The following is a 21,041-nucleotide window of genomic DNA, read 5'->3' on the forward strand; positions in this document are numbered from 1 at the left end:
CGGGACAGGAAATCCTGTCCCGGCTGGTTGTCATTTGTCTATCCCATCAAGCCATTCCAAATATTCCTCCAGGCACATCCCCAGCTCCCGCATCTCTCGGGCGGCATCCTGGCCCACATAGCGGTAATGCCATGGCTCATAAATGATACCCGTAAGATCGCTCTTTTCACTGGGGTAGCGCAGGATAAAGCCGTACTCCCAGCTGTTTGCCATCAGCCACTGCTGCACTGCCGTGGATTCCTGGGCGGTGTCCAGCACCTGATAGGAGGCGTCTACAATATCCAGGGCCAGCCCCGTCTGGTGCTCGCTGGTCCCAGGAACCGCTACCACGGTTCCCGCCTGCGCCGTGGCCTCCTCTCGGGAAAGTCCCTCGTTCATCAATCGTCTGATCTTGTTCTCATAGAGCCTTTGCTGGGTTTCCAACGTTCGGTAAGAAGAGCAGATGACAGGCTCCAGACCGGCTGCCCGGCAGTCGTCCATCATTCGCTGCAGGTCCGGGTAGGCCCTGGTGTCCACTGCATGGCCGTTTCTCAGCTCTGTCAACTCCACGGTATACCCCTCCGGCAGCTGGTTCCAGGGATTCACCAGCAGAAGCTGCCAGTCATCCGCAGAAACCTCACTCTTCGCCACCGTTGGAGAAGTCTCCAGTGGCTCCACAGGCCGGAGATCGGCCATCTGTCGGCTGTCCCGGCGCTGCTCTGACTCTGCCGGAAGTATCTCCGCTTCTGTGAATCCATGCCACGGCTGTGTTGTACTCACAGCATCTGTGAGCGCCAGCACCGCAGAAAATGTCATTACCACTACCAGCGGTACTCTGTACCAAATTCTCTTTCTTCGGCGGACTCGCTGCTTTTTTCTCTCAGATGTGTTTTGTATGTAAGTGTCTTTCGTAGATTTCATACGTCTCCTTCTGATTCCCTTGGCTCTCGACCCAGCCATCCTTCGTAATCCTTCTAATATAAAGACGCGTGGAAGGAGGAAAAAGTTTCATGGTATGATCGGCTTTTCGGCTGTAGAGCGCTACAGCTTTTTTGATGGCCTTTATCATGCAGATTTCTATGGTCCTTTTGCTATGCGTTTCATGGTAAAAGGACCGTTTCCTCGCCCCTGCGGAACAACTGGAGAAACGATGGGCAAAAATTTTATATACGCCTTACCGTTGTTCGTGGTGCGCTGAATTGCGCATGAAGTTTTATCCCTATTCATTTTAAATGTTAATCTACAAACGTTAATTTTTCATCAATATATCAAAATATATTAAATTTTTTTAGTATTTTTGCACAGCCAAAGATAAATAGTTTTACATATCCTACAAATCTCATGTGAAGTTTTAGACGATGATTGACAAAGGCATCCAATCGTGATAACTAATAAGTAAGCAAATAATTTGCTAACAAACTATTTGACAGATTTTTGACAGAGCTCCATCCTGTACCCCGGTGCAGGCATCAATGGAACAGTGAGAAAGGGTGTTTTTTATGGATTTTACTTTGACGCATGAGCAGCAAATGATCCAGCAGATGGCGCGGGAGTTTGCCCAGCAGGAGCTCCTTCCAGGCGTCTTGGAGCGGGATGAAAAAAGCGAGTTCCCCCTGGAGCAGTTCCGTAAGTTCGGTCAGACCGGCATGTTTGGCATCCCCTATGGCAAGGAAATCGGCGGTATGGCCGGCGCATATTCCTGCTATATTCTGGCTGTGGAGGAAGTCTCCAAGGTAGACGCGTCCTTCGGCATCGCTTTCTCTGTAATGACCTCTTTGTACGGCGGCAGCATCGCCAACTCTTCCGCTCCCGATTATATCAAGAAGAAGTATCTGGAGGATGTCACCTTTGGTCGGAAAATTGGCTCCTTTGGCCTGACCGAGCACTCCGCTGGCTCTGACGCTGCCGGCCAGAAAACTGTGGCGGTTAAGCAGGGAGACGGCTGGGTTCTCAACGGCGCCAAGTGCTTCAACACCAACGGTCCTCTGGCGGACTACACGGTGGTCTACTGTTTGACGGACCCTGCCTTGGGTACTAAGGGCATGGCCGCCTTTGTGGTGGAAAAAGGCACTCCCGGCTTCTCTGTGGGGAAGGTGGAAAACAAGATGGGCATCCGCTCCGCTCAGGTCTCCGAGATGATCCTAGAGGATGTGTATGTGCCTGAGGAGAACATGATCGCCAAGCCTGGCGAGGGCTTCAAGTTGGCGCTCAAGACATTGGATGGCGGGCGCATCGGCGTTGCGGCTCAGGGCTTGGGCATCGCCAAGGGTGCCTTTGAGATTGCCCGCAAGTACCTGATGGATCGGGAGCAGTTTGGCAAACCCCTTTACAAGCAGCAGTATCTGGCCTATAAGATGGCAGAGCTGCAGACAGACATCAAGTGCGCGGAACTGCTGCTCTATCACGCTGCCATGTGTAAGGAGACCGGTCAGCCCTATGGCGTACCCGCGGCTATGGCCAAGATGACCTGCACCAACACCGCTATGAAGGTCACAACAGAGGCTGTCCAGATGCTGGGCGGCAACGGCTATATGAAGGAATATCATGTAGAGCGCATGATGCGTGACGCCAAGATCACCCAAATTTACGAGGGTACCAACGAAATTCAAAAGCTGGTGATTTCTGGCCAGCTCTTCCGTTGACCGACGCCTTTTTCATAAAAATACCTCTGCAAAGCTGCATATTTTTCGGTAACATCCTGACATTCAAGGCAGGGAGAGTATTTCATACTCTCCCTGCCTTATATTGATACTCTCCGCTCACTTGCAGCATCAAGCCCGCATTCCATGCCGCAATAAAAAGCCGTGGCATATCAGCAGTCAAAGTCTGGCCGGAGTCAGCAAAGGGTGTGTAAAGTCCCGCAAGAATCGAAAGATTTGCTTTGATTCTTTTCTAAGCCCCTTTTATGAAGCTTTTGGGGACCTGTAAATGGATTTAGGAACTCTTTTCTCTCTGTCTGGCCTGCTATTGAAAAATGCCAACCGATCTCCGTCTTTTATTTTGGCTCATCGCAGCCACATATGGTTGATTCGCTAGTTTTATATCAGCTTTTTAATATTCTGATCTTGGAGAAATGTGAAAAGAAAGAGCCTTTATATAGACCGCCCCTATGGTCTTCCTCCGATTTCACCATCAACCGCCAAATAATATTCTCCACAGGAGTCGAGTGATATGACGTGGTTTTCCATATATTCTGTGGGTATTTTAGCATCTGTTTTGCGGAAGTCGCCATCGCCCTTTCACTGCAGATTACTCTCACATTGGAAAAGAACTTTCAAAAGGAATTTCTGAAGCAGATACTGATTAAGAATATAGCCACATTCGCTGGTAAGACGTGTGATCTCACTAATTGTCCCGATATGAGGAGAAAGTTCTGCCCGTATTTGGAGCCGAGGGCATGGTAATTTCCGTTTTCTTCTTACAATCAACATAGCGGAAACTGGCGGTGGAGATAAGCCAGGTTCTGACCCTGTCATTCCAGAAGCTCGCCTGTCTTTGACTTCTGAGGTTCGCTCCAGTTGAATAGCCCATCGCCTTTCCCCTCCCATGTCCTTCATCTGCCGGAGTGCCAAAGCGTGCCAGGAGCTTTGAGGATCATCTGCGGGTACTGGATTATGGATGTTCCCGAAAACTCAATCTGTCGTCGCAATAGAAATTTTCCTCACACAGCGCCGGCCAGGAGTGGAGCTCCAAGCTGCACGCCTGCAGTATACCCAACAGGCCATCCCAAATCCCATTACCTACCGCTGGACCACTTCTCCCAGGAAAGATGGCATGTCCGTATCGCAGTTTGACAGGCCTTCTTCGCTATTTTCGACCTGAAGATATGCAGCAGTCGCCCTATAAAACTGCAGACGGCGGCCAATATCATCCATCAAAATGGAGTAAGGGCTGACCTAGTAAGTAAAACTTCGTCATATTGATCACGACGGATGTGCCCAAACTCATACAATGCCTGCAGACTTCCCCCGGAATCTACAGATTTGCATGGGCTACTTATCTTCAATTTTTTTGTGTCCTTGAAAGAGCATTGTTTGCCCCTTAAAATTTATTTCAGATTAGGATCGCATGAAAATTTCAAGCGTCATATTCAAGAGGAATTAAAGTTGCAAAAAGCCCCTTGAAATTCCAGGACCAGCGGCTATAATAAGGCCACTTTCAAATCCGGCCACTGTCTGGGAGGCTTATCTTATGAAGTCGGAATGTGACAAACCGCGAATACCTCGCCTATGTCTTTTGTTTGCCATGATGGTTGTTCTGCTCTCCGCTCCTACAGCCCTGGCTGTGGAGGAGCCGGAAGCCCCGCGGATTCTTCGGGTAGGGTTTGAAGGGATGACCGTTCCCTGCAACTGGACCCAGAGTGATGACTCCAATGGCGCGATTCCTATCACAGGGACGGATCAATACCTGTGCGGCTTTGAAGTTGCATATATGAAGCAGGTCTGTGCTCTCGCCGGCTATGAGATCGAGGCCTATAAATTTGATTGGGACGGCCTGATGATGGCGGTTCCCTCCGGCAAGGTGGACTGTGCCATTTCCATGATCGTCCCAACAGACGACCGGCGCCAAACGATGGCCTTCACCGCCCCCTATTATTATGCGGACACCGTGGCTGTGGTCCGCAGAGACGGTCCCTTTGCTCAGGCAGATTCTGTGGAAGACCTTCGCGGCGCACGGGCAACCTCCATGCTCAATACCCTCTGGTACAGCGTCCAAATCGACCGTATTCCAGATGTGAATAAGCGGCCTGCTATGGAGAGTGTCCCCACTCTGGTGGTGGCATTACAGTCGGATAAGGTGGATGTCATCCTTTTGGACCGCCCCACTGCAGAGGGTGTGATCGCCGCTAATGCAGATCTCGTCATCGCTCCCATGGAGGGCACAGGAAATTTTAACGCCTCCAGGGACGAAACTGCGGTTGCCATCGGCGTGGGGCTCTCGGATCTAGAGCTTCTGACAGATCTTAACCGCGCCATTTCCCAGATCCCTCAGGCGGAATTGGAGCAGATGATTGACGACGCCTGTGCCTATCAACCCTTGGAGCAATCCGGGGATGTGTCTACCCTGAGCTTTTTCGAGATGGTACGGCTTCTCATTGGGCGCTACGGCCCGGTCTTCCTGGAGGGTGCCGGTGTCGCTGCTTTTCTAGCAGTGTTCGGCACCTTGCTCGGCACCGTGATCGGCTGTACGACCGGGGCATTCTCCTCAATTCCGGTGTCTTCGGAGTCTCCGGCCTGGAAGCGGTGGCTCCTGAGGGCTGTGCGCGGTATTGTTGCCTTGTATGTGTGGCTGTTCCGGGGCACCCCCATGATGGTCCAGGCCATGGTCATTTACTACGGTGCCGCCCAGCTTTTGGGCTGGGACATGGACCCGCTGTGGGCCGGTCTCTTTATTGTCTCTATCAACACCGGCGCCTACATGTCTGAAACCATGCGGGGCGGCATCCAGTCTGTGGATGCCGGTCAAGATGAAGGAGCCGAGGCCATCGGGATGGGCCGCGGGCAGACCATGTTTCTGGTGATCTTGCCGCAGGCCTTCCGAAGCATTATCCCTCAGGTCGGCAACTACCTCATCAGTAATATTAAGGATACCTCCATGCTAAGTGTCATCACCGTAGGTGAACTGTTTTACCGCGGCCGGGAGGCTGCCGGTCAGTATTTCCGCTTCTTTGAGGTATTCCTGATCGTATCTTGCATTTACCTGTTTATGACCACCGTTGCAACACTGCTGCTGCGACTGGTAGAGAAAAAACTATCTGGCCCTAAGAATTACGATATGTGTGACAACCGCTGACGAAAGGAGTTTTATCATGACTGCCTGCTGTAATCTCGCTATGCCAATTCCGCGACAAAAGGCCGCTGAGGCGGCCGCAGAAACAACATCCGCCGCAATTTCCGTCCAACATCTTCAGATGAGCTTTGGAACCCATCAAGTTCTGCGGGACGTGGATTTCACTGTGCGCCAGGGGGATGTCATCAGCATCATCGGCCCCTCCGGCTCAGGCAAGTCCACCTTACTTCGATGCATCAACCATCTGGAGCGTCCCACTGGCGGCGCCATTTACTATCAGGGACAGCCCGTGGGCGGCGAGCGGTTTGATCTTCCCCGCTATCGGGCCAAGGTGGGAATGGTATTCCAATCTTTTAATCTCTTCAACAATATGTCTGTTTTGAGAAACTGCATGGTGGGCCCCATGTATGTTCTTCATACGCCCCGCGAAAAAGCCCGGGCAGACGCCATGGCCTATCTGGAAAAGGTGGGAATGACGCCTTATGTCAACGCCCTGCCCTCCCAGCTCTCCGGCGGTCAAAAGCAGCGGGTGGCCATTGCCCGGGCACTGGCCATGCACCCGGAAATTCTCTTGTTTGACGAGCCCACCTCCGCCCTGGACCCTCAGATGGTGGGCGAAGTGCTCTCCACAATGCGGGCGCTGGCCCAGGAGGGGATGACCATGGTGGTTGTGACCCACGAGATGCAGTTTGCTCAGGAGATTTCCAGCCGGGTAGTCTTTATGGCTGACGGCTACATTGTGGAGGAGGGGCCTCCCCAGCAAATTTTCCAGGACCCCCAGCAGGAAAAGACACGTCTGTTCCTCAGCCGGTATCTGGCGGGTCAAAGAGGCGAGAGCGCATGATTCGCTGGCGCACCCTGGCGCTGGATTTACTCTGTGATATGGTGGGCGGCATTCTCTATGCCGTCGGCATCTATACCTTTGCCAAAATGGCAAACTTCGCGCCGGGAGGGCTTTCGGGCCTGGCGCTGCTGATGAACTATCTCTGGGACCTTCCCATCGGACTGACCACCATGGCCATGAACATTCCCCTGGTGGTACTGAGCTACCGCTTCGTGGGAAAGAAATTTCTGATCAAAACCATGCGGAGTATGGCGGTGTGCACGATTTTTCTGGATTTGGTGTTTCCTCACTTTCCAGCCTATGACGGCAGTCCCTTCCTGGCTGCCCTCTATTCCGGCGTGTTTTTGGGCGCCGGCTTGGCCTTCCTCTATATGCGGGGCTCTTCTTCCGGGGGAACGGACCTTCTCACTATGTCCATCAAGGTTCTGCGGCCCCATCTGTCCATAGGGGGTGTAACTCTTGCTATTGATGTTGCCATCATTCTGTTAGGCTGGCCGGTATTCGGCAGCATTGACTCGGTGCTCTATGGCTTAGCGGCCACCGCCGTTACCTCCGTGGTAATTGACAAAATTCTGTACGGCGTTGGCGCGGGGAAGTTGGTCCTCATCATTACTTCCAAGGGGCAGTCGGTCGCAGACCACATTGCAGAGGTTTGCAAGCGCGGCTCCACAATGTGCAATGCTGTGGGCACTTTCACCGGGCAGCCCAGGGAACTTCTGTTGTGCGCCTGTTCCCAGGCAGAGGCCTATAAAATCCGTTCCGCCGCCTATGAGCTGGACCCGGACTCCTTTGTCATGATCTCGGAGACCAGCGAGGTTTTTGGAGAGGGGTTTGCAGACCCCAAGGGCACCACGGCTTTTTTGAACGGAACCTAGAAGCAGGCGGGCAATTGTCCGCCTGCTTTATCTTTGGAGCCGCTCTCCCCTTCGGGGCCTCTTCCCGATAGAAAACCGCCTGCCCCATCCGAGGCAGGCGGTTGTTCAGTTTAATTCCAAGACATCCCGTAGGTGAAGTAGCCCTCCACGGTGGGAGAGACCTCCACGTTCAGGTTTTTATTATAGGCAATGTTGGAAACGGGATGGTAGAGATGCACCCGCGGCGCGTCTTCCACCTCGATCTCCATCATTTGGGTGATGATCTCCACCCGGCGCTCCGGATCGTTCATCTGGACTGCCTGTTCGTCATTCAGCGCATCATATTCCGGATTGGAATAGAACGTGCTGTTGGTGTAGGGAATCGTGGAGCTGTCCAGCGTGGAGGTCTGCATAGAGGCATCCATCGTCAGGGCCACATCGCCCACGATATAGGCCTCCAGATTGCCGTTATACATATCGTTGAGCATGGCGCTGCGCTCCAAGGTGTCCACCACGGTATTGACGCCAATGGCTTTCCACTGATCCTGCAGAATGGTGCCGGCCTTCTTGGTGGCTCCCTCGCGGACAGCCAGATGGACGGTCAGCTCACCGGGGCCATAGCCGGCCTCTTCCAGCAGTTTGACGGCAGCCTCGGGATCATAGGGAATGGTGGGCTGGTCCGCCTCGGCGGGAGCGCCGGTGGTGCCATCAGGCATCACATTAGCGGCAACAACGCCAGCGCCGTCCACGGCACCCAGGATCACGGCGTCCTTGTCAACCGCCATGGCCAAAGCCTTTCTCACCAGCTTGTTGTCCAGAGGAGCCTTTGCACAGTTAAAGCCCACATAATAGGTTGTGGTGCTGGTGGTCTCCGCATAGGCAAGGTCTGGATTTTCCTGCACCAACTGAGCATCCAGCGCGCCAATGTTCATCACCAGGTCTACACTGCCAGTCTCCAGAGCCACGATTGCCGTGGTGGTCTCTGCCAAAATCCGATACTCCAGGCGCTTGATAGCGGGGGCACCCTGCCAGTAGTCCTCGTTGGCCTCCAACACCAGCTTGGCGCCCTTCTGCCACTCCACCAGCTTATAGGGGCCGGTGCCGCAGATATTGCCGGCATACTCAGTCTCGCCAACCTCCTCCACAACGTGCTTGGGGACAATGCAGTTATTGCCCTGGGTCAGCAGAGGCAGCACCGCCACATCGGGATAGAGCAGGTCCAGACGAACCGTATAGTCATCTACCACAACAGCCTCTTTAAAGCTCTCGGTGTAGGCCTCGGACTGGGCAGTGGCAGTTGCCCGGTTCAGGCTGAAGGCCACGTCCTCGGCGGTGAGCTCAGTGCCGTCCTGGAACTTCACGCCCTGACGGATGTACAAGGTGATGGAGGTACCATCCTCGGACAGCTCGTAATCCTCAGCCAAGGCAGGCTCGATCTCGCCGGAGGGGAGCCGGCGGAACAGGGGATCATGGGTGTTCAGCACCACCAGGGAGCTGTTGGTGTCACTGAGGTAATGGGGGTCTAGCTGCGTGGGCTCGGTAGCCAGGGCAATCACCAGATCGTCGCGGGTCTCGCCGGTCTCGGACGGCGCAGCGTCGTCCGTGCTGTCCTGCTGCCCGCCGCAGCCGGCCAGCAGGCTCAGCACCATCAAAACCGACAGTGCCAGGGATAAAACTCTTTTCATAATGTTCCCTCCTACAATGTTGATAGTCTTTATTTCCCAGCAAACGCAGGAAATCACAAATATGGGGCCGCAGAACCGTGCGGCGGGAAAATGCGCTTATTGATACAGCGTGCAGGCCACAAAATGTCCGGGTGTCCGTTCCACCAGGTCCACCTGGCTGCGGCATGCCTCTGTCGCATGGGGGCAGCGGTCTGCAAACCGGCAGCCAGGCTTGGGGTCAATGGGACTTGTGACCTCGCCGCGAATTGCCTCCCGCTTTTGTCCGCGGTAGCGCAGGTCCGGTACCGGCACCGCGGCCAACAGCGCTTTCGTATAGGGATGCATAGGATTTTGGAACAGCTCCTTGGAGGGTGCCCGCTCTACACACTGCCCCAGATACATCACCGCGATCTCATTGGAGATGTGCTTCACCACGCTCAGATTATGCGTAATAAAGAGATACGTCAGGCCGATCTCCTCCTGCAGGTCCATCAGGAGGTTCAAAATCTGGGCCTGGATGGACACGTCCAGCGCGGACACCGGCTCGTCGCAGACGATAAACTTGGGATTCACCGACAGTGCCCGGGCGATGCCGATCCGCTGCCGCCGGCCGCCATCCAGCTCATGGGGATAGGCATTCTCCAGGCGGGAGGCCAGGCCAACGGTGTCCATCAGCTCACTCACCCGCTTTTGTAGAGCCGTTTTATCCTGATACATGCCGTTCACCCGCATGGGCTCGGCAATGATCTCGCTGACTGTCATCCGAGGATTCAGGCTGGAATAGGGGTCCTGGAAAATGATTTGCAGCTCCTTGCGCATCTGACGCATCTGCGCCTTATTATAAGTGAGAATGTTCTCTCCGTTATAGCGCACCTCACCGCTGGTTGCATCCAGCAAACGCAGGATCAACCGGCCCAGGGTGGATTTCCCGCAGCCGGACTCACCCACAATTCCCAGTGTCTCACCGGCCTGAACGGACAGATTTACATCGTCCACCGCGTGCAGCATGCCGGAGTTCGTCTTGAAATATTTTTTCAGATGAACAGTTTCAATCAGTGGTGTACTCATACGCCGGCCTCCTCTTCCTTTGCAAACAGGTGGCACTGAATCAAATGGCCATCCTTCTCAATCACCGGCGGACGCGTGGTCTTGCACTGCTCCTGGCAGTGAGGGCAGCGGGGATGGAATTTGCAGCCCTCCGGCAGGTCCGTGGGGTCCGGCATTAACCCGGCGATCGGCTTGAGCCGGTCTGTGTCCACCGTCAGGTCCGGAATGGAGCCGAAGAGTCCCACGGTATAGGGGTGGTGGGGCCGGTCTCCAAAAATATCCTCCACACTGCCATATTCAATAATCTCCCCCGCATACATGATGGCCACCTTATCACAGGTCTGGGCCACGACTCCCAAATCATGGGTAATCAGCAGCATACTAGTCTCCAGCTTTTCTTTCAGCTCACCAATCATGGCCAGCACCTGGGCCTGGATGGTCACATCCAGCGCCGTAGTGGGTTCATCTGCAATCAGCAGTCCCGGATTGCATGCAAGCGCCATGGCAATCACAACGCGCTGCTTCATGCCCCCCGAAAACTGATGTGGATAATCCTTTTTCCGCACAGCGGGAATGCTAACAAGCTCCAGCATCTCCTCCACGCGCCGATCCAGTTCCTCTTTGCTTTTTCCCTCGTCGTTGTGCAGCTCCAGGGCCTCCAGAATCTGGTCCCCCACGGTCAAAACAGGGTTCAGGCTGGTCATGGGGTCCTGGAAAATCATAGCAATTGATTCACCGCGGATTTTGCGCATCTGTGCTGGGGTCTTGGCCAGCAGGTCCTCACCCCGGTAGGTGATGGAGCCACTGGTAATCTTGCCGATCCGGTCCGGCAGCAGACGCAGAATGCTCAGCGCCGTTGTAGTCTTGCCGGCACCGGTCTCTCCCACCAGACCCAGGGTCTCCTGCTTGCCGATGGAGAAGGAAATGCCGTTGACCGCGTGCACCGTCTCTTCGTCGCTCTCATAGACCACACGCAGGTCCCGGACTTCCAAAAGTTGTTCGCTCATGGCTGTTCCTCCTCTCAGTCTTTCAGCTTGGGATCCAACGCATCACGCAGGCCGTCACCCAGCAGGTTCAGGGAGAGGGACGTAAGAATGATGGCGATGCCCGGGAACAAGGTAATGTACGGGGAGTAACGCATAAACTCCCGCCCCTCGGAGAGCATGCTGCCCCACTCCGGGGTGGGCGGCGTCACGCCCATGCCGATAAAGCTCAATCCGGCGGCCGTCAGGATCATCCGCCCAACGCCCATGGTGGCCTGAATGATGATAGGCCCCAGCGCGTTCGGCAACACATGCCGCACGATGATGATAAAATCCGATGCGCCGCAGGCGCGGGCCGCCTCGATATACTCCTGGTCAATGACCGAGAGAATGGAAGATCGCACAATGCGGGTAAAGGGCGGAATGCGTGCCACCGTCACAGCAATCAGGAGGTTCGCCATGCTGGGTCCCAGAGACGCCACGATGGCCAAGGCCAACAGCTCTGTTGGAATCGCCAGGAACATATCCATAATCCGCATGATCACAGCATCCACCTTGCCGCCATAGTAACCGCACACCGCGCCTAAAAAGCCGCTGATGAGTACGCTGCCAACGGTGGCCGCCACGCCGATAGCCAATGAGATGCGGGCGCCATAGACCACACGCGCAAAGGTGTCCCGCCCATAGGCATCCGTTCCGAACCAGTGCTCTGCACTGGGTGGCTGTAAGCGCTGGGCCATATTTTGTGCAATGACCTGTGTATCATAATCACAGATCACCCCCGCAAAAATAGCTACCAGCAGGATCACCGCCAAAATGGCAAGTCCGATCATGGCTGCGGTGTTCTTGCGCATCCGACGCCAGATTTCAGCCATCTGGCTTTTTTTCCGGCGGGAGGAAACTTTTTCTTTTGTCATGACAAGATCCCCCCCTTTACTTGGTATAACGTGCCCGAATCCGCGGGTCCAAGAATGCATACAGCAGATCCACCAACAGCATAATCAGGCAGAACAGCGCCGCCATCAGCAGCACGCACGCCATCACCTGGGGGATATCCTTAGAGCGAATCGCCGTAATCGTCAGGCTTCCCACCCCAGGCATGGAGAACACAGACTCTGTGATCACCGAGCCGCCCAGCAGTGAGCCAAAGTACATGCCTGCCACCGTAATGATGGGAAGGGTCGCGTTACGCAGTGCGTGACGCCAAATCACAATCCGCTCGCTGGCGCCCTTTGCCCGAGCGGTGCGGATGTAGTCCTGCCGGATGATTTCCAGCATGGTGCTGCGGGTCAGCCGCAGCAGCTCCGCCGCGCCTGGAAGCGCCAGCGTGACAATCGGCAGGATAAAAGCGCTGGCGGTATCCGCGCCGTCAGAGGGCAGCAGCCGCAGCTTAAGCGCAAAGAGCAGAATGGACAACAGTCCCAGCCAGAACGCGGGAATAGCCGAGAGAAACATGGCCACTACGGAGTTCAGCACGTCCAGGAAAGAGTACTGCTTGACCGCGGATAAAATCCCCAGCGGAACACCAAGAAGCACTGCCAGAAGCATGGCCCCCGCCGCCAAATAGATGGTGGTGGGAATCCGGGCAAAAATTTCTTCAAAGACAGGTTCCCGGGTGCGCCAGGACTCACCGAAGTCCCCATGCAGGGCATCCCAGATGTAGTCTGCAAAACGGACAATAAACGGATCGTTCATGCCCAGCTCCTCATTGAGCTGTTCCCGCGCCTCTGCGGGTGCGGATTCTCCCAGAATGAGCGACGCGGGGTCGCCCGGAATAAAATTCATGATGGAAAAGATGATGAAGGCCACCCCCAGCATCACGGGGATCAGCAGCACCAATCTCTTGATCACATATTTTGCCATAGTTTTTCCCCCTTTTTACACCTGCGTCACTCCAGGCCCTGAAGCGGACTTCGGTTTTGTGCCGCAAGGTCTGCCTGCCGGACGCCACTCTCCGGCGCCGCCTGAGCAGCCTCCCACTCTTCCAGATACCGCAGCAGCGTCGCAGAACAATGGCAGTCCAGCAGCGCTGCGCCGGCATCCCCTGCCGTCAGGGAAAATGCCTGGTAGGGTGCCAGCCACAGCAGATCTCCGGACTTTACACTCCGCTTTTCCCCGCCCGTTTCCACCTCAGCACTGCCATCACACACCATAAAGAGGGATGGACCCGGAGCGGTGCCTGGACAAGAGAGGGTCTTACCGGCATCCATGCCGTATTCCCAGGCCTCTGCCTTACCGCCAATCTGCCAGCGTCCAACCCGCAGCCGGCAGGTAACGCCGTGCAGCGGAAAGATCTCCTGTCCGCTGCCCTTTGCGGAGACCTCAGGGAGTGCTGTCTTTTCTACACGCTCTGCCACCGGTTCCACCAGCAGCCGAATTCCCTCTGCTTGATATAGTTCATTCAAAAGCGCTGCGCGCTGCTCTCCGGCAGGGTATGCTTCATGGATGCGTACCCCTTCGCGGCAGATACGGGCCATATCCACTCCATGTGCAATAACCCGCACTACACTGTCCTTCAGGAAATGGAAGCCACAGGGCATAAAGGACTCTATCTCGACCAAATCGCCCGGCTCCAGTGTACAGCATTTTCCGTACAGCGTCACCTCAGCGCACCCAGAGAGCAAAAGTACTGTCTCATATCCATGCTGCCGGGTGTGGTAGGGAATCTGCGCATCCTGCGCAAACTCCACATCTGCTGCCTCACAGATTAAGTCTCTTCCAAATGGACGGGTATATACCGCCATTTTCCAATGCTCACCAGCTAAACGCTCCAGCGCTGCGCCGCGCAGGACGATTTCCTCCCACTTTACCATTACTGATTTACCTCCTGCCCGCTGAATTTGATCCCTGTCAGCCAGCAATCATACTCCCGCAGCACCTGCTCGATCCACGGCCAGTTGCCCATCTGCTCCGGCCGCCGGGTAAACTCCGCGTGCAGCGCCTCTAAAGCGTTGAGCAGCTCAGACTGAACGTTATAAGCGAAAATCCGCGTATTCTCCTCCATAATCGTGAGGCTGTGGGGGGTATAGGCCGGAATGTGCAGGAAATCTCGCTCCTGGGCGGTGTAGACGTCCATGCCGTCAAACAGGTCCGCCTGTACCGCGCCCTCCATCACCGCGTACAGCGGGGAGGAGTCAAAGGGCCTCGCAAACTCCAAGGTCGTGCCCTTAGGAAAGCGGAACTCCCAGATTTCCCGCACACCATCTGTTTCCCAGCGGCCCACCTTCAGCCCCAGCTCCATGCCGGAAAAGCAGAAGCTGCGCAGCGCGCAGCCGTGGGGCCGCACCTGTGAAATCTCATGCTTGTCCACCACCCTGGCAAGAGGCATCTCCCGGTAATTGGTCCCCAGGCGCTTGCGGCGGCTGGCCTGGAATTCCGGGTCCGCCAGAATCTCCGGCCGAAGCTCCCGCAGAATATCCCGCTGGTTGCAGGAGCTGTACATGTCAATCTCCTGAAACACCTCCCGCCAGATGGTGTTCTCCACCAAGTGGTGGAAGCCATGGTGCACACCCGGACGGATATGCATCAGGTCGCCCTTCTCCATCACGCACTGCTTGTGGTTTAGGGTGCTCTCCACAGCGCCGCCGTCAATCAAAAAGGTCTCATAGCCCCGGCTGTGGTCGTGGTAGGCAACCCGGGCATCCTTGATGTAGAAGACATCTCCCGCCTCATTGATCTGTCTGGGGCCCTCCGGCATCAGGAATACGTAGCCCATACTGTCTGGGTCCGGCATCCGGTACAGCGGATCATCTGCTTTTAAAAGAACCGGCGGATGCACCCGCAGCAGTTCCCCGTCAGGTTGCTTGTTACACATATGTATTCAATCCTCCATTTTCAGCCCTAAACAGGTAAAGGCGCTGTAAGGATTATACCTAACAGCGCCTTTTCTTCAGCAGTAAAACCTGCATTTCGACTTTTTTCTGCTGTATTCATCCAGCGCGAAAGAATTATGTTTAAGTATAGACAATTCCTTTCTAAATGTCTATGATATAATTATCTATAATATTAATAACCCATTAGTTATAAAAGGAGGCAACACACTGTCATGGAACTGCTGCAGCTGCGATATTTTTGCACCGTCGCCCACTATCAAAGTGTTACCAGAGCCGCCGCCGAGCTGATGATCTCACAGCCCGCCCTGAGCAAAACGATCCGTAATCTGGAGCGGGAAGTGGGCGTCCCCCTCTTTGAGCGCAGAGGAAAATACATTCACCTCAACCGTATGGGAGAGCTTTTTTACAGCCAGGTTCGCCACGCTCTGAACACCTTAGACGACGGCGTTTCCAAGCTCTCCGATATGTCGGACGCCCCCTCCGGCGAAGTCCATCTCCTCGTTCAGGGGGCCTCTAATTTCCTCTCGGACCTCTATCTGGCCTTTCACGCCCAGTACCCCTACGTGCACCTGCGCCTGAGCAATCACACCCAATCTGATCAGCTGCAGCTCTCTGACTATGATCTCACCATCTACACTACGGAGAGCTATATCCCCAGTCGGAATTCCGTACCTCTCCTGCGGGAGCGCATGGTTCTGGCCGTGCCCGCGGAGCATCCCCTGGCCGGCAGGTCCTGTGTCCATCTGGCCGAGGCTGCCCCCTATCCCTTCGTCATCACCAATATCTACACCTATCTCAACGAGCTCTGCCGCGTCGCGGGCTTCACCCCCAACATCCGCACTCAATGCGACAATACTTTCACCTTCAGTCATCTCATGCGGCAAAATATCGGTATCTCCATCGTCCCGGAGATCACCATCGGCTCCGGCGTGGTGGACGGGCTCTCCCTGGTTCCCTTCCGAGAGCCCTTCTCCGAGCGTACAGTAGCCCTCTCCTGGAACACCCACCGCTACCTCTCCAATGCGGCAAGGCTCTTCCGGGAGATGGCACTGCAATATTTCTCCGACGCCCAGAAGGACCCCCGTGCCCTGCCATTGCAAAATCTGGATTCTGATGGTAAAATCAGAAAAAATGCCAGAAAGGAACAGTTGTTATGGTCAGATTTTTAAATGTCGGTATCCTGCAGATGCCTGTCAGCCCCTCCCTGGAGGAAAACCAGGCTTACATCGCCGCCCGTCTGGAAGAGCTGATGAACGGCTACCACAAGCCGGAGCTGGTGGTTGGCGTGGAGTGGATCGGCATGTACGCAGCCGGCCCGATCCCCGGCCCCGCCACAAACTTTTTCGCAGACCTAGCCCGCCGGTATGGTATTTACTTGATTCCCGGCACCATGAGCGAAACATCCCCCGAGCTTCCGGAGGGGCAGTTCTACAATGCCGCTCCCATCTTCGGCCCTGACGGACGGCTGATTGATGTCTACCGTAAGATGGCTCCTTACCGTCCGGCAGAGCCTGCCGTCCCCGGCCGCAGATATGTGGTATTCGATATTCCCGAGAAGCAGACCAAGGTAGGCGTTCAGATCTGCTATGACCTGAATTTCCCGGAGATTTCCCGCAATGAAACCTTGATGGGGGCCGAGGTGCTGGTAAAGCTTACCATGGACCCTACGGAGCTCTACCAAATTAACAAGCCCCTCCACTTTGCCCGGGCCACGGAGAATCAGGCGTATCTGGTGTCCACCAACGGTGTGGGGCAGTTTGAGAGCTTCCATCTGTATGGAAACTCCCTAGTGATTGATCCGGAGGGACACCTGCTGTGGGAGGCCGGAGAGCAGCCTGCCGTTGCCACCGTCACTCTGGACTTGGACCGGGTATCTCAGGTGCGGCGGCATGGCAGCCTCATGATGGACCACTATCTCCAGCACCTGAGGGACTATGATTTTCCCCAGCCCTTCGCCGGCAGTGTCTCCGAAGCGCCGTTGTTCCGGCAGCTGCCGCCTACCCCCGGCAATCTGGAGGAGTACGAGGCAGATATGCGTCAGCTGGGAATCGGCGTTCCCGTCCAGGAGCCCCGCCGCAGCTGACTCCGCTCTGCCAGACCGGTTATCTCTCAAGGAAAAGAGGTGGGAGTGCCAAAGCACTCCCGCCTCTTTTCAGCTCCCGGCAGATCTCCCCATCCCCGCCCACGTCAGCCATCGCAAAGCTATTGTCCACCGTGGTGATTCACAGCTCCAGAGGTCTGCGGCCTTTGCTCATCCCTGCATTGCTTTTTTTGCCGGCAGGCATTATAATAAAGAATACGTAAAGATTTTCACCTGTGGCCGCAGCTAGGCAATCGTGGCGGCCTGTCCTGCTTGATGCAGCAAAACGGCGGCTTTCGGCACGGGTTCTAAGGCGCGCCAAATTCAGCACTCGAAAGGAAGTGGCATATGCCAGAGCCCGTTGCATCCTGGTATCAGACATTTACGCGCGCGTTTCGAAACGCATTCCCCATCATTCTCTTTTTTCTCACAGCATTTTGTACCGTCTACCTGTTCTTTGGCCTTTCGTATGTCATTCTTGTATCTATTATCACCGTCTTTTTCCAGGGGCGATACCAGCAGAACAACTCCCTCTGGCGGTACTTGCGGCTTCTGTTCCTGGGCACCCTCCTGCTTCTGCTGACTTATCTCAGCTCCCGGAGTTTGATGCTGTGCATCCTTTTGAACATTCTGGTTCCCTTTGTCCTGGTGTTCACCCAGAGTTCCCAGTTCAATCCCAAAGGATATTTCTCCTATGCGATGCTCTTTGTGTTTCTCACCTTGATGCCGCCCACAACTCCGACTGAGCTGCTGACAGAGCTGGTCGTCTTTTGGTTTTGCGTATGCCTGCTTACCGTTTCTCTCTGGGGCTATCGCTATTTTTTCGGAGTTCCCTCCACCCCGCTGACGCTGGATGGGACACTTTCCGAGCTGGCGGAACTCATCCCTCTCTTGATCTATCCAGAGCGGCAAAGAGAGCTGGAGCAGCGGTTTCAGCAGCTGCTTCACGACTTTCATCAGCTCTCCTATCATCAAAACTTTTTCTCCATCCAGAGCCGGGAGACCCAGGTTCATGATATGGTGGCCACGCTGGTACAGCGTTTTTCCTATCTCATTTCCGACTACGAGTGGCGCGGCGAGTTAGATCAGTCTCGAATCAGCGCCTTGGAGGAGCTCTCGGCTTTTTTACGAGAAACAGTCCCCCTGCTGGACACTCCCGCTCAGGCACGACAGCTGGAAGCTGCCCAGCAGCTTTTAAACCGCATGTCAATCCCTGAGGGGCGCATCCGAATTTTCTGTCGCAGTCTGCTGCACATGTTGATCCTGCTGCTGCGAACGCGGGGAGCGCTATCTCAGCCACCCAGGGCCGTCCATCGGATCAGTTGGGGAGAGCTGCTTCAGCAAACCCGGCTCCGTCTCTCTCTGGAATCCTTTGAGATGCGCTTTGCCATGCGCCTTTCCATTGTCATGGCGCTCAGCTGTACCATCAGCTACGTGCTTCCCATCACCCACTCCTACTGGATTCCTTTGAACGCATTTCTGCTTCTCCAGCCCAGCTGCGAGGACAGCAGCTATCGCATGAAAACCCGTCCCATCGGCACTCTAATCGGCTGCTGCATTGAGTTTTTGGTCTATCCGTTCCTGCCCTCCGTAGGGGTCCAGCTCCTCTTCGCGCTGGTAATGATCTCCCTGATGTACTGTTCCACACCGGGAACCTGGTATCAGCCGATTTTCTCCACCTGCTATGCGCTGACGCTGACCTCCATGACGCTGAATGAAACCACTGCCATCACCCTGCGAATCGTATATCTGGGGGCCGCTGTCATTCTGGTATTTCTGGTAAACCGCTTTTTCTTCCCCATCCGAAAGGAAGCGCTCTTTACCCACAACATCAAGGCTCTATTCTCCCTGCACAATCGCTATTGGGATATCATCCGGAAGGGCCTTTCCCAGGACACGGAGCTGTCTGTATCCTGTGAGATTCTAACGCATTTTCATATGCTTTATGAGGAATGTGTGGCCTATCTCAAGCGTGCTTCTGCGTTTCCCCTCCGAAACGATTTGCAAACGGTTCTGCTGACGCTGTGGCACATGTTCTCGGAGCTGGAGCAGATGCACTACATGGTCCGGGCAAAACGGGTGGACCCAGAGGAAAAGCCTGCGATCCTGGATCTGATCTCTGCGATTCAAAAGGACCTATATCCCATTATTCGCTATCAGGACTTCACACCGCTGAAAGAGCAGATTCACTGCCGAGACAAGGACCTGGCCTACTTGCTGCATGAGTACCTGGGACACGCCGAGTCCCTTCTCCAGTACAAGGCCTGTATTCCATTTTAACAGCCCCGCTCTTTCCTAACCGGCAAGTGTTTCCCGCAAGGCGGGTGTACATCATGTCCCCGTTGGTATTGTGGCGACTGTGGGCCGGCAGCGCCTCTATCAGCAAAGGCGCATTCCATTCGCAAATATGAAGCACACATCGGTGCGGACCAAATACCCGCGCTGATGTGTGCTTTTTACTTTGGATTTTGTGCTCGCCCCCGCAAAGCGGATTCTGAATCGTCGCCGGAAGTTTCTTGTAATCTGGTGGTTTTCGCCGTCTTTCTCTACTCAAGTCCTTCAGCGTGTGCAGAACCGCTCTGTCCCAGCGGGCGGTAGACTGTCGCATACATAGTGAGAATGCAGGACATCCCTCCGATCAGCTGCGAGGCGGCCTCAGCCACGAATACCCCTGTGGTTCCCATCCAGATCGGCAGGAGCACCGTGAGTGGGGCATTGATGATTGCCTTGCGCAGCAAAGAGAAGAAAATCGCCTGCCTGGAGCGCCCTAAGCTCACAAAGACTCCCTGCCCTGCCATCTGGAGAGACATGGGGATGAACAGGCAGAAATAGATGCGCAGGGCCGGAACTCCGGCTGCGATCACCTCCGGCTCCTGATTGAAGATTCGGATGAGCGCCCCTGGAAACAGCATGGCGACCACCCAGAAGGCTGCGGCATAGCCCACTGTCACGGCCACGCTGAATCGGATAGACGTTCGGACCCGCTCATATGCCCCGGCGCCATAGTTGTACCCGGTCACAGGCTGCGCCCCATTGGTCAGACCCTGCACGGGCATGAAAAATACCTCCCGCAGGGAGTTGATGATGGTCATAATGCCCACATACAAATCCCCGCCATAGAATTGGAGCGTCGCGTTGCACACCACCTGGACCAGGCTGTTGGTCAGGTTCATGAAAAAGCCGGACAGTCCCAGTGTCACAATCGCTTTTACCCTGACCGCACGCAGTGCCATATTCTTCAGCCGCAGCCGCAGCACCGCCCGTTGGCTGGTGAGAAATCCCAGCACCCATGCCGCAGAGCAGCCCTGGGCGATCACCGTGGCCAAAGCCGCCCCTTGCACACCCATTCCTGCCGCAAAGATCAAGATGGGGTCCAGTATGATATTGATGATTGCACCTAACCCCACTGTCATCATCCCGATTTTTCCAAATCCTTGGGATGTGATAAAGGGATTCATCCCAAGACCGATCATGACAAGCACCGTTCCCAGCAAATAAATGGTCATATATGCCTCGGCATAGGGATAGGTCGCGTCACTGGCGCCAAACAGGTAGAGCAGAGGGCGTTTAAGCAGCAGAAATGCTCCCGTAATCACGGCGCCAAACAGCAACAGCAGCGTGAACGCATTTCCCATCACCCGCTCCGCCTCCTCCACCTCCCCTTTTCCGCGGTGAATGGAGCACAGCGGCGCGCCTCCGGTGCCGCACAGATTGGCAAATCCCATCACAATGGATACAATCGGCATGGTCAAGCCCAGTCCTGTCAGAGCTAAATGGCCTGGAAGCTGCCCCAAATAGATGCGGTCCACCACACTATAGAGCACATTGATCAGCTGCGCCGCCGTCATGGGAAGGGCCAGCGAGAGAATATTGCGGGGAATGCTTCCCCGGGAAAAGTCGTGCTCCTCCTGAATCACAGTTCAGCCTCCTCCATGTGTTCCGGCCCTATTGCCGCAGTCCCCCGTTC

16 protein-coding genes are annotated in these 21,041 nt (G+C 55.2%); 7 read left to right on the forward strand and 9 right to left on the reverse strand.

The window, feature by feature from the left end:
* Positions 1-30: 30 nt before the first annotated feature.
* The gene (locus tag KJS55_RS00390) at positions 31-900 is read right to left on the reverse strand and encodes a M15 family metallopeptidase (RefSeq protein WP_228300420.1); all 870 of its coding nucleotides are present in this window, start codon (positions 898-900) and stop codon (positions 31-33) included.
* 578 nt (positions 901-1,478) lie between these two features.
* Between KJS55_RS00390 and KJS55_RS00395 the strand changes: the two genes are divergently transcribed.
* The 4 genes from KJS55_RS00395 to KJS55_RS00410 all read left to right on the forward strand — a co-directional run bounded on the left by KJS55_RS00395 (position 1,479) and on the right by KJS55_RS00410 (position 7,488).
* Positions 1,479-2,621 carry an acyl-CoA dehydrogenase family protein gene (locus tag KJS55_RS00395; protein ID WP_187029034.1) on the forward strand — a complete coding sequence of 381 codons (1,143 nt, stop codon included), beginning with the start codon at positions 1,479-1,481 and terminating at the stop codon, positions 2,619-2,621.
* A gap of 1,549 nt (positions 2,622-4,170) precedes the next feature.
* Positions 4,171-5,772 carry an ABC transporter substrate-binding protein/permease gene (locus tag KJS55_RS00400; RefSeq protein ID WP_213542381.1) on the forward strand — a complete coding sequence of 534 codons (1,602 nt, stop codon included), beginning with the start codon at positions 4,171-4,173 and terminating at the stop codon, positions 5,770-5,772.
* Between the two features lie 40 nt (positions 5,773-5,812).
* On the forward strand, positions 5,813-6,613 hold the full coding sequence (locus tag KJS55_RS00405) for an amino acid ABC transporter ATP-binding protein (RefSeq protein ID WP_187029158.1): 801 nt from the start codon (positions 5,813-5,815) through the stop codon (positions 6,611-6,613).
* A complete protein-coding gene (locus tag KJS55_RS00410) occupies positions 6,610-7,488 on the forward strand; it encodes a YitT family protein (RefSeq protein WP_187029039.1) in 879 nt (292 codons plus the stop codon). Before KJS55_RS00405 ends, KJS55_RS00410 begins: the two co-directional genes overlap by 4 nt.
* 110 nt (positions 7,489-7,598) lie before the next feature.
* Here the strand turns inward: KJS55_RS00410 and KJS55_RS00415 are convergent, their stop codons facing one another.
* The 7 genes from KJS55_RS00415 to KJS55_RS00445 form a co-directional block, all read right to left on the reverse strand.
* The gene (locus KJS55_RS00415) at positions 7,599-9,152 is read right to left on the reverse strand and encodes an ABC transporter substrate-binding protein (RefSeq protein WP_207724326.1); all 1,554 of its coding nucleotides are present in this window, start codon (positions 9,150-9,152) and stop codon (positions 7,599-7,601) included.
* A 96-nt stretch (positions 9,153-9,248) separates the two neighbouring features.
* On the reverse strand, positions 9,249-10,199 hold the full coding sequence (locus KJS55_RS00420) for an ABC transporter ATP-binding protein (RefSeq protein ID WP_187029041.1): 951 nt from the start codon (positions 10,197-10,199) through the stop codon (positions 9,249-9,251).
* On the reverse strand, positions 10,196-11,185 hold the full coding sequence (locus KJS55_RS00425) for an ABC transporter ATP-binding protein (RefSeq protein ID WP_187029043.1): 990 nt from the start codon (positions 11,183-11,185) through the stop codon (positions 10,196-10,198). Before KJS55_RS00425 ends, KJS55_RS00420 begins: the two co-directional genes overlap by 4 nt.
* Before the next feature lie 14 nt (positions 11,186-11,199).
* The gene (locus KJS55_RS00430) at positions 11,200-12,078 is read right to left on the reverse strand and encodes an ABC transporter permease (RefSeq protein WP_187029045.1); all 879 of its coding nucleotides are present in this window, start codon (positions 12,076-12,078) and stop codon (positions 11,200-11,202) included.
* Positions 12,079-12,094: 16 nt separating this feature from the next.
* Entirely contained in the window at positions 12,095-13,024 is a 930-nt protein-coding gene (locus KJS55_RS00435; protein WP_187029046.1) for an ABC transporter permease, read from the reverse strand.
* Positions 13,025-13,050: 26 nt separating this feature from the next.
* Entirely contained in the window at positions 13,051-13,974 is a 924-nt protein-coding gene (locus KJS55_RS00440; protein WP_187029048.1) for a cupin domain-containing protein, read from the reverse strand.
* Positions 13,974-14,975, reverse strand: coding sequence for a hypothetical protein (locus KJS55_RS00445; RefSeq protein WP_228300421.1), 1,002 nt, complete (start codon positions 14,973-14,975; stop codon positions 13,974-13,976). The genes KJS55_RS00440 and KJS55_RS00445 overlap by 1 nt, the downstream gene beginning before the upstream one ends.
* 231 nt (positions 14,976-15,206) lie before the next feature.
* On the opposite strand from KJS55_RS00445, the gene KJS55_RS00450 reads away from it, so the two are divergent.
* The 3 genes from KJS55_RS00450 (at position 15,207) to KJS55_RS00460 (ending at position 19,354) form a co-directional block, all read left to right on the forward strand.
* Positions 15,207-16,163 (forward strand): LysR family transcriptional regulator, encoded by a 957-nt coding sequence (locus KJS55_RS00450; protein ID WP_213542383.1) that lies wholly within the window; start codon positions 15,207-15,209, stop codon positions 16,161-16,163.
* Positions 16,148-17,077, forward strand: a complete 930-nt coding sequence (locus KJS55_RS00455; RefSeq protein ID WP_213542385.1) for a carbon-nitrogen hydrolase family protein — start codon at positions 16,148-16,150, stop codon at positions 17,075-17,077. The genes KJS55_RS00450 and KJS55_RS00455 overlap by 16 nt, the downstream gene beginning before the upstream one ends.
* Positions 17,078-17,422: 345 nt before the next feature.
* Complete coding sequence (locus KJS55_RS00460) at positions 17,423-19,354, forward strand: FUSC family protein (protein ID WP_213542387.1); 1,932 nt, start codon at positions 17,423-17,425, stop codon at positions 19,352-19,354.
* A 266-nt stretch (positions 19,355-19,620) separates the two neighbouring features.
* Here the strand turns inward: KJS55_RS00460 and KJS55_RS00465 are convergent, their stop codons facing one another.
* Positions 19,621-20,988 carry an MATE family efflux transporter gene (locus KJS55_RS00465; protein ID WP_213543623.1) on the reverse strand — a complete coding sequence of 456 codons (1,368 nt, stop codon included), beginning with the start codon at positions 20,986-20,988 and terminating at the stop codon, positions 19,621-19,623.
* Positions 20,989-21,041: the final 53 nt, after the last annotated feature.

The organism is Pusillibacter faecalis (assembly GCF_018408705.1).
GTDB classification, from domain to species: Bacteria; Bacillota; Clostridia; order Oscillospirales; family Oscillospiraceae; genus Oscillibacter; species Oscillibacter faecalis.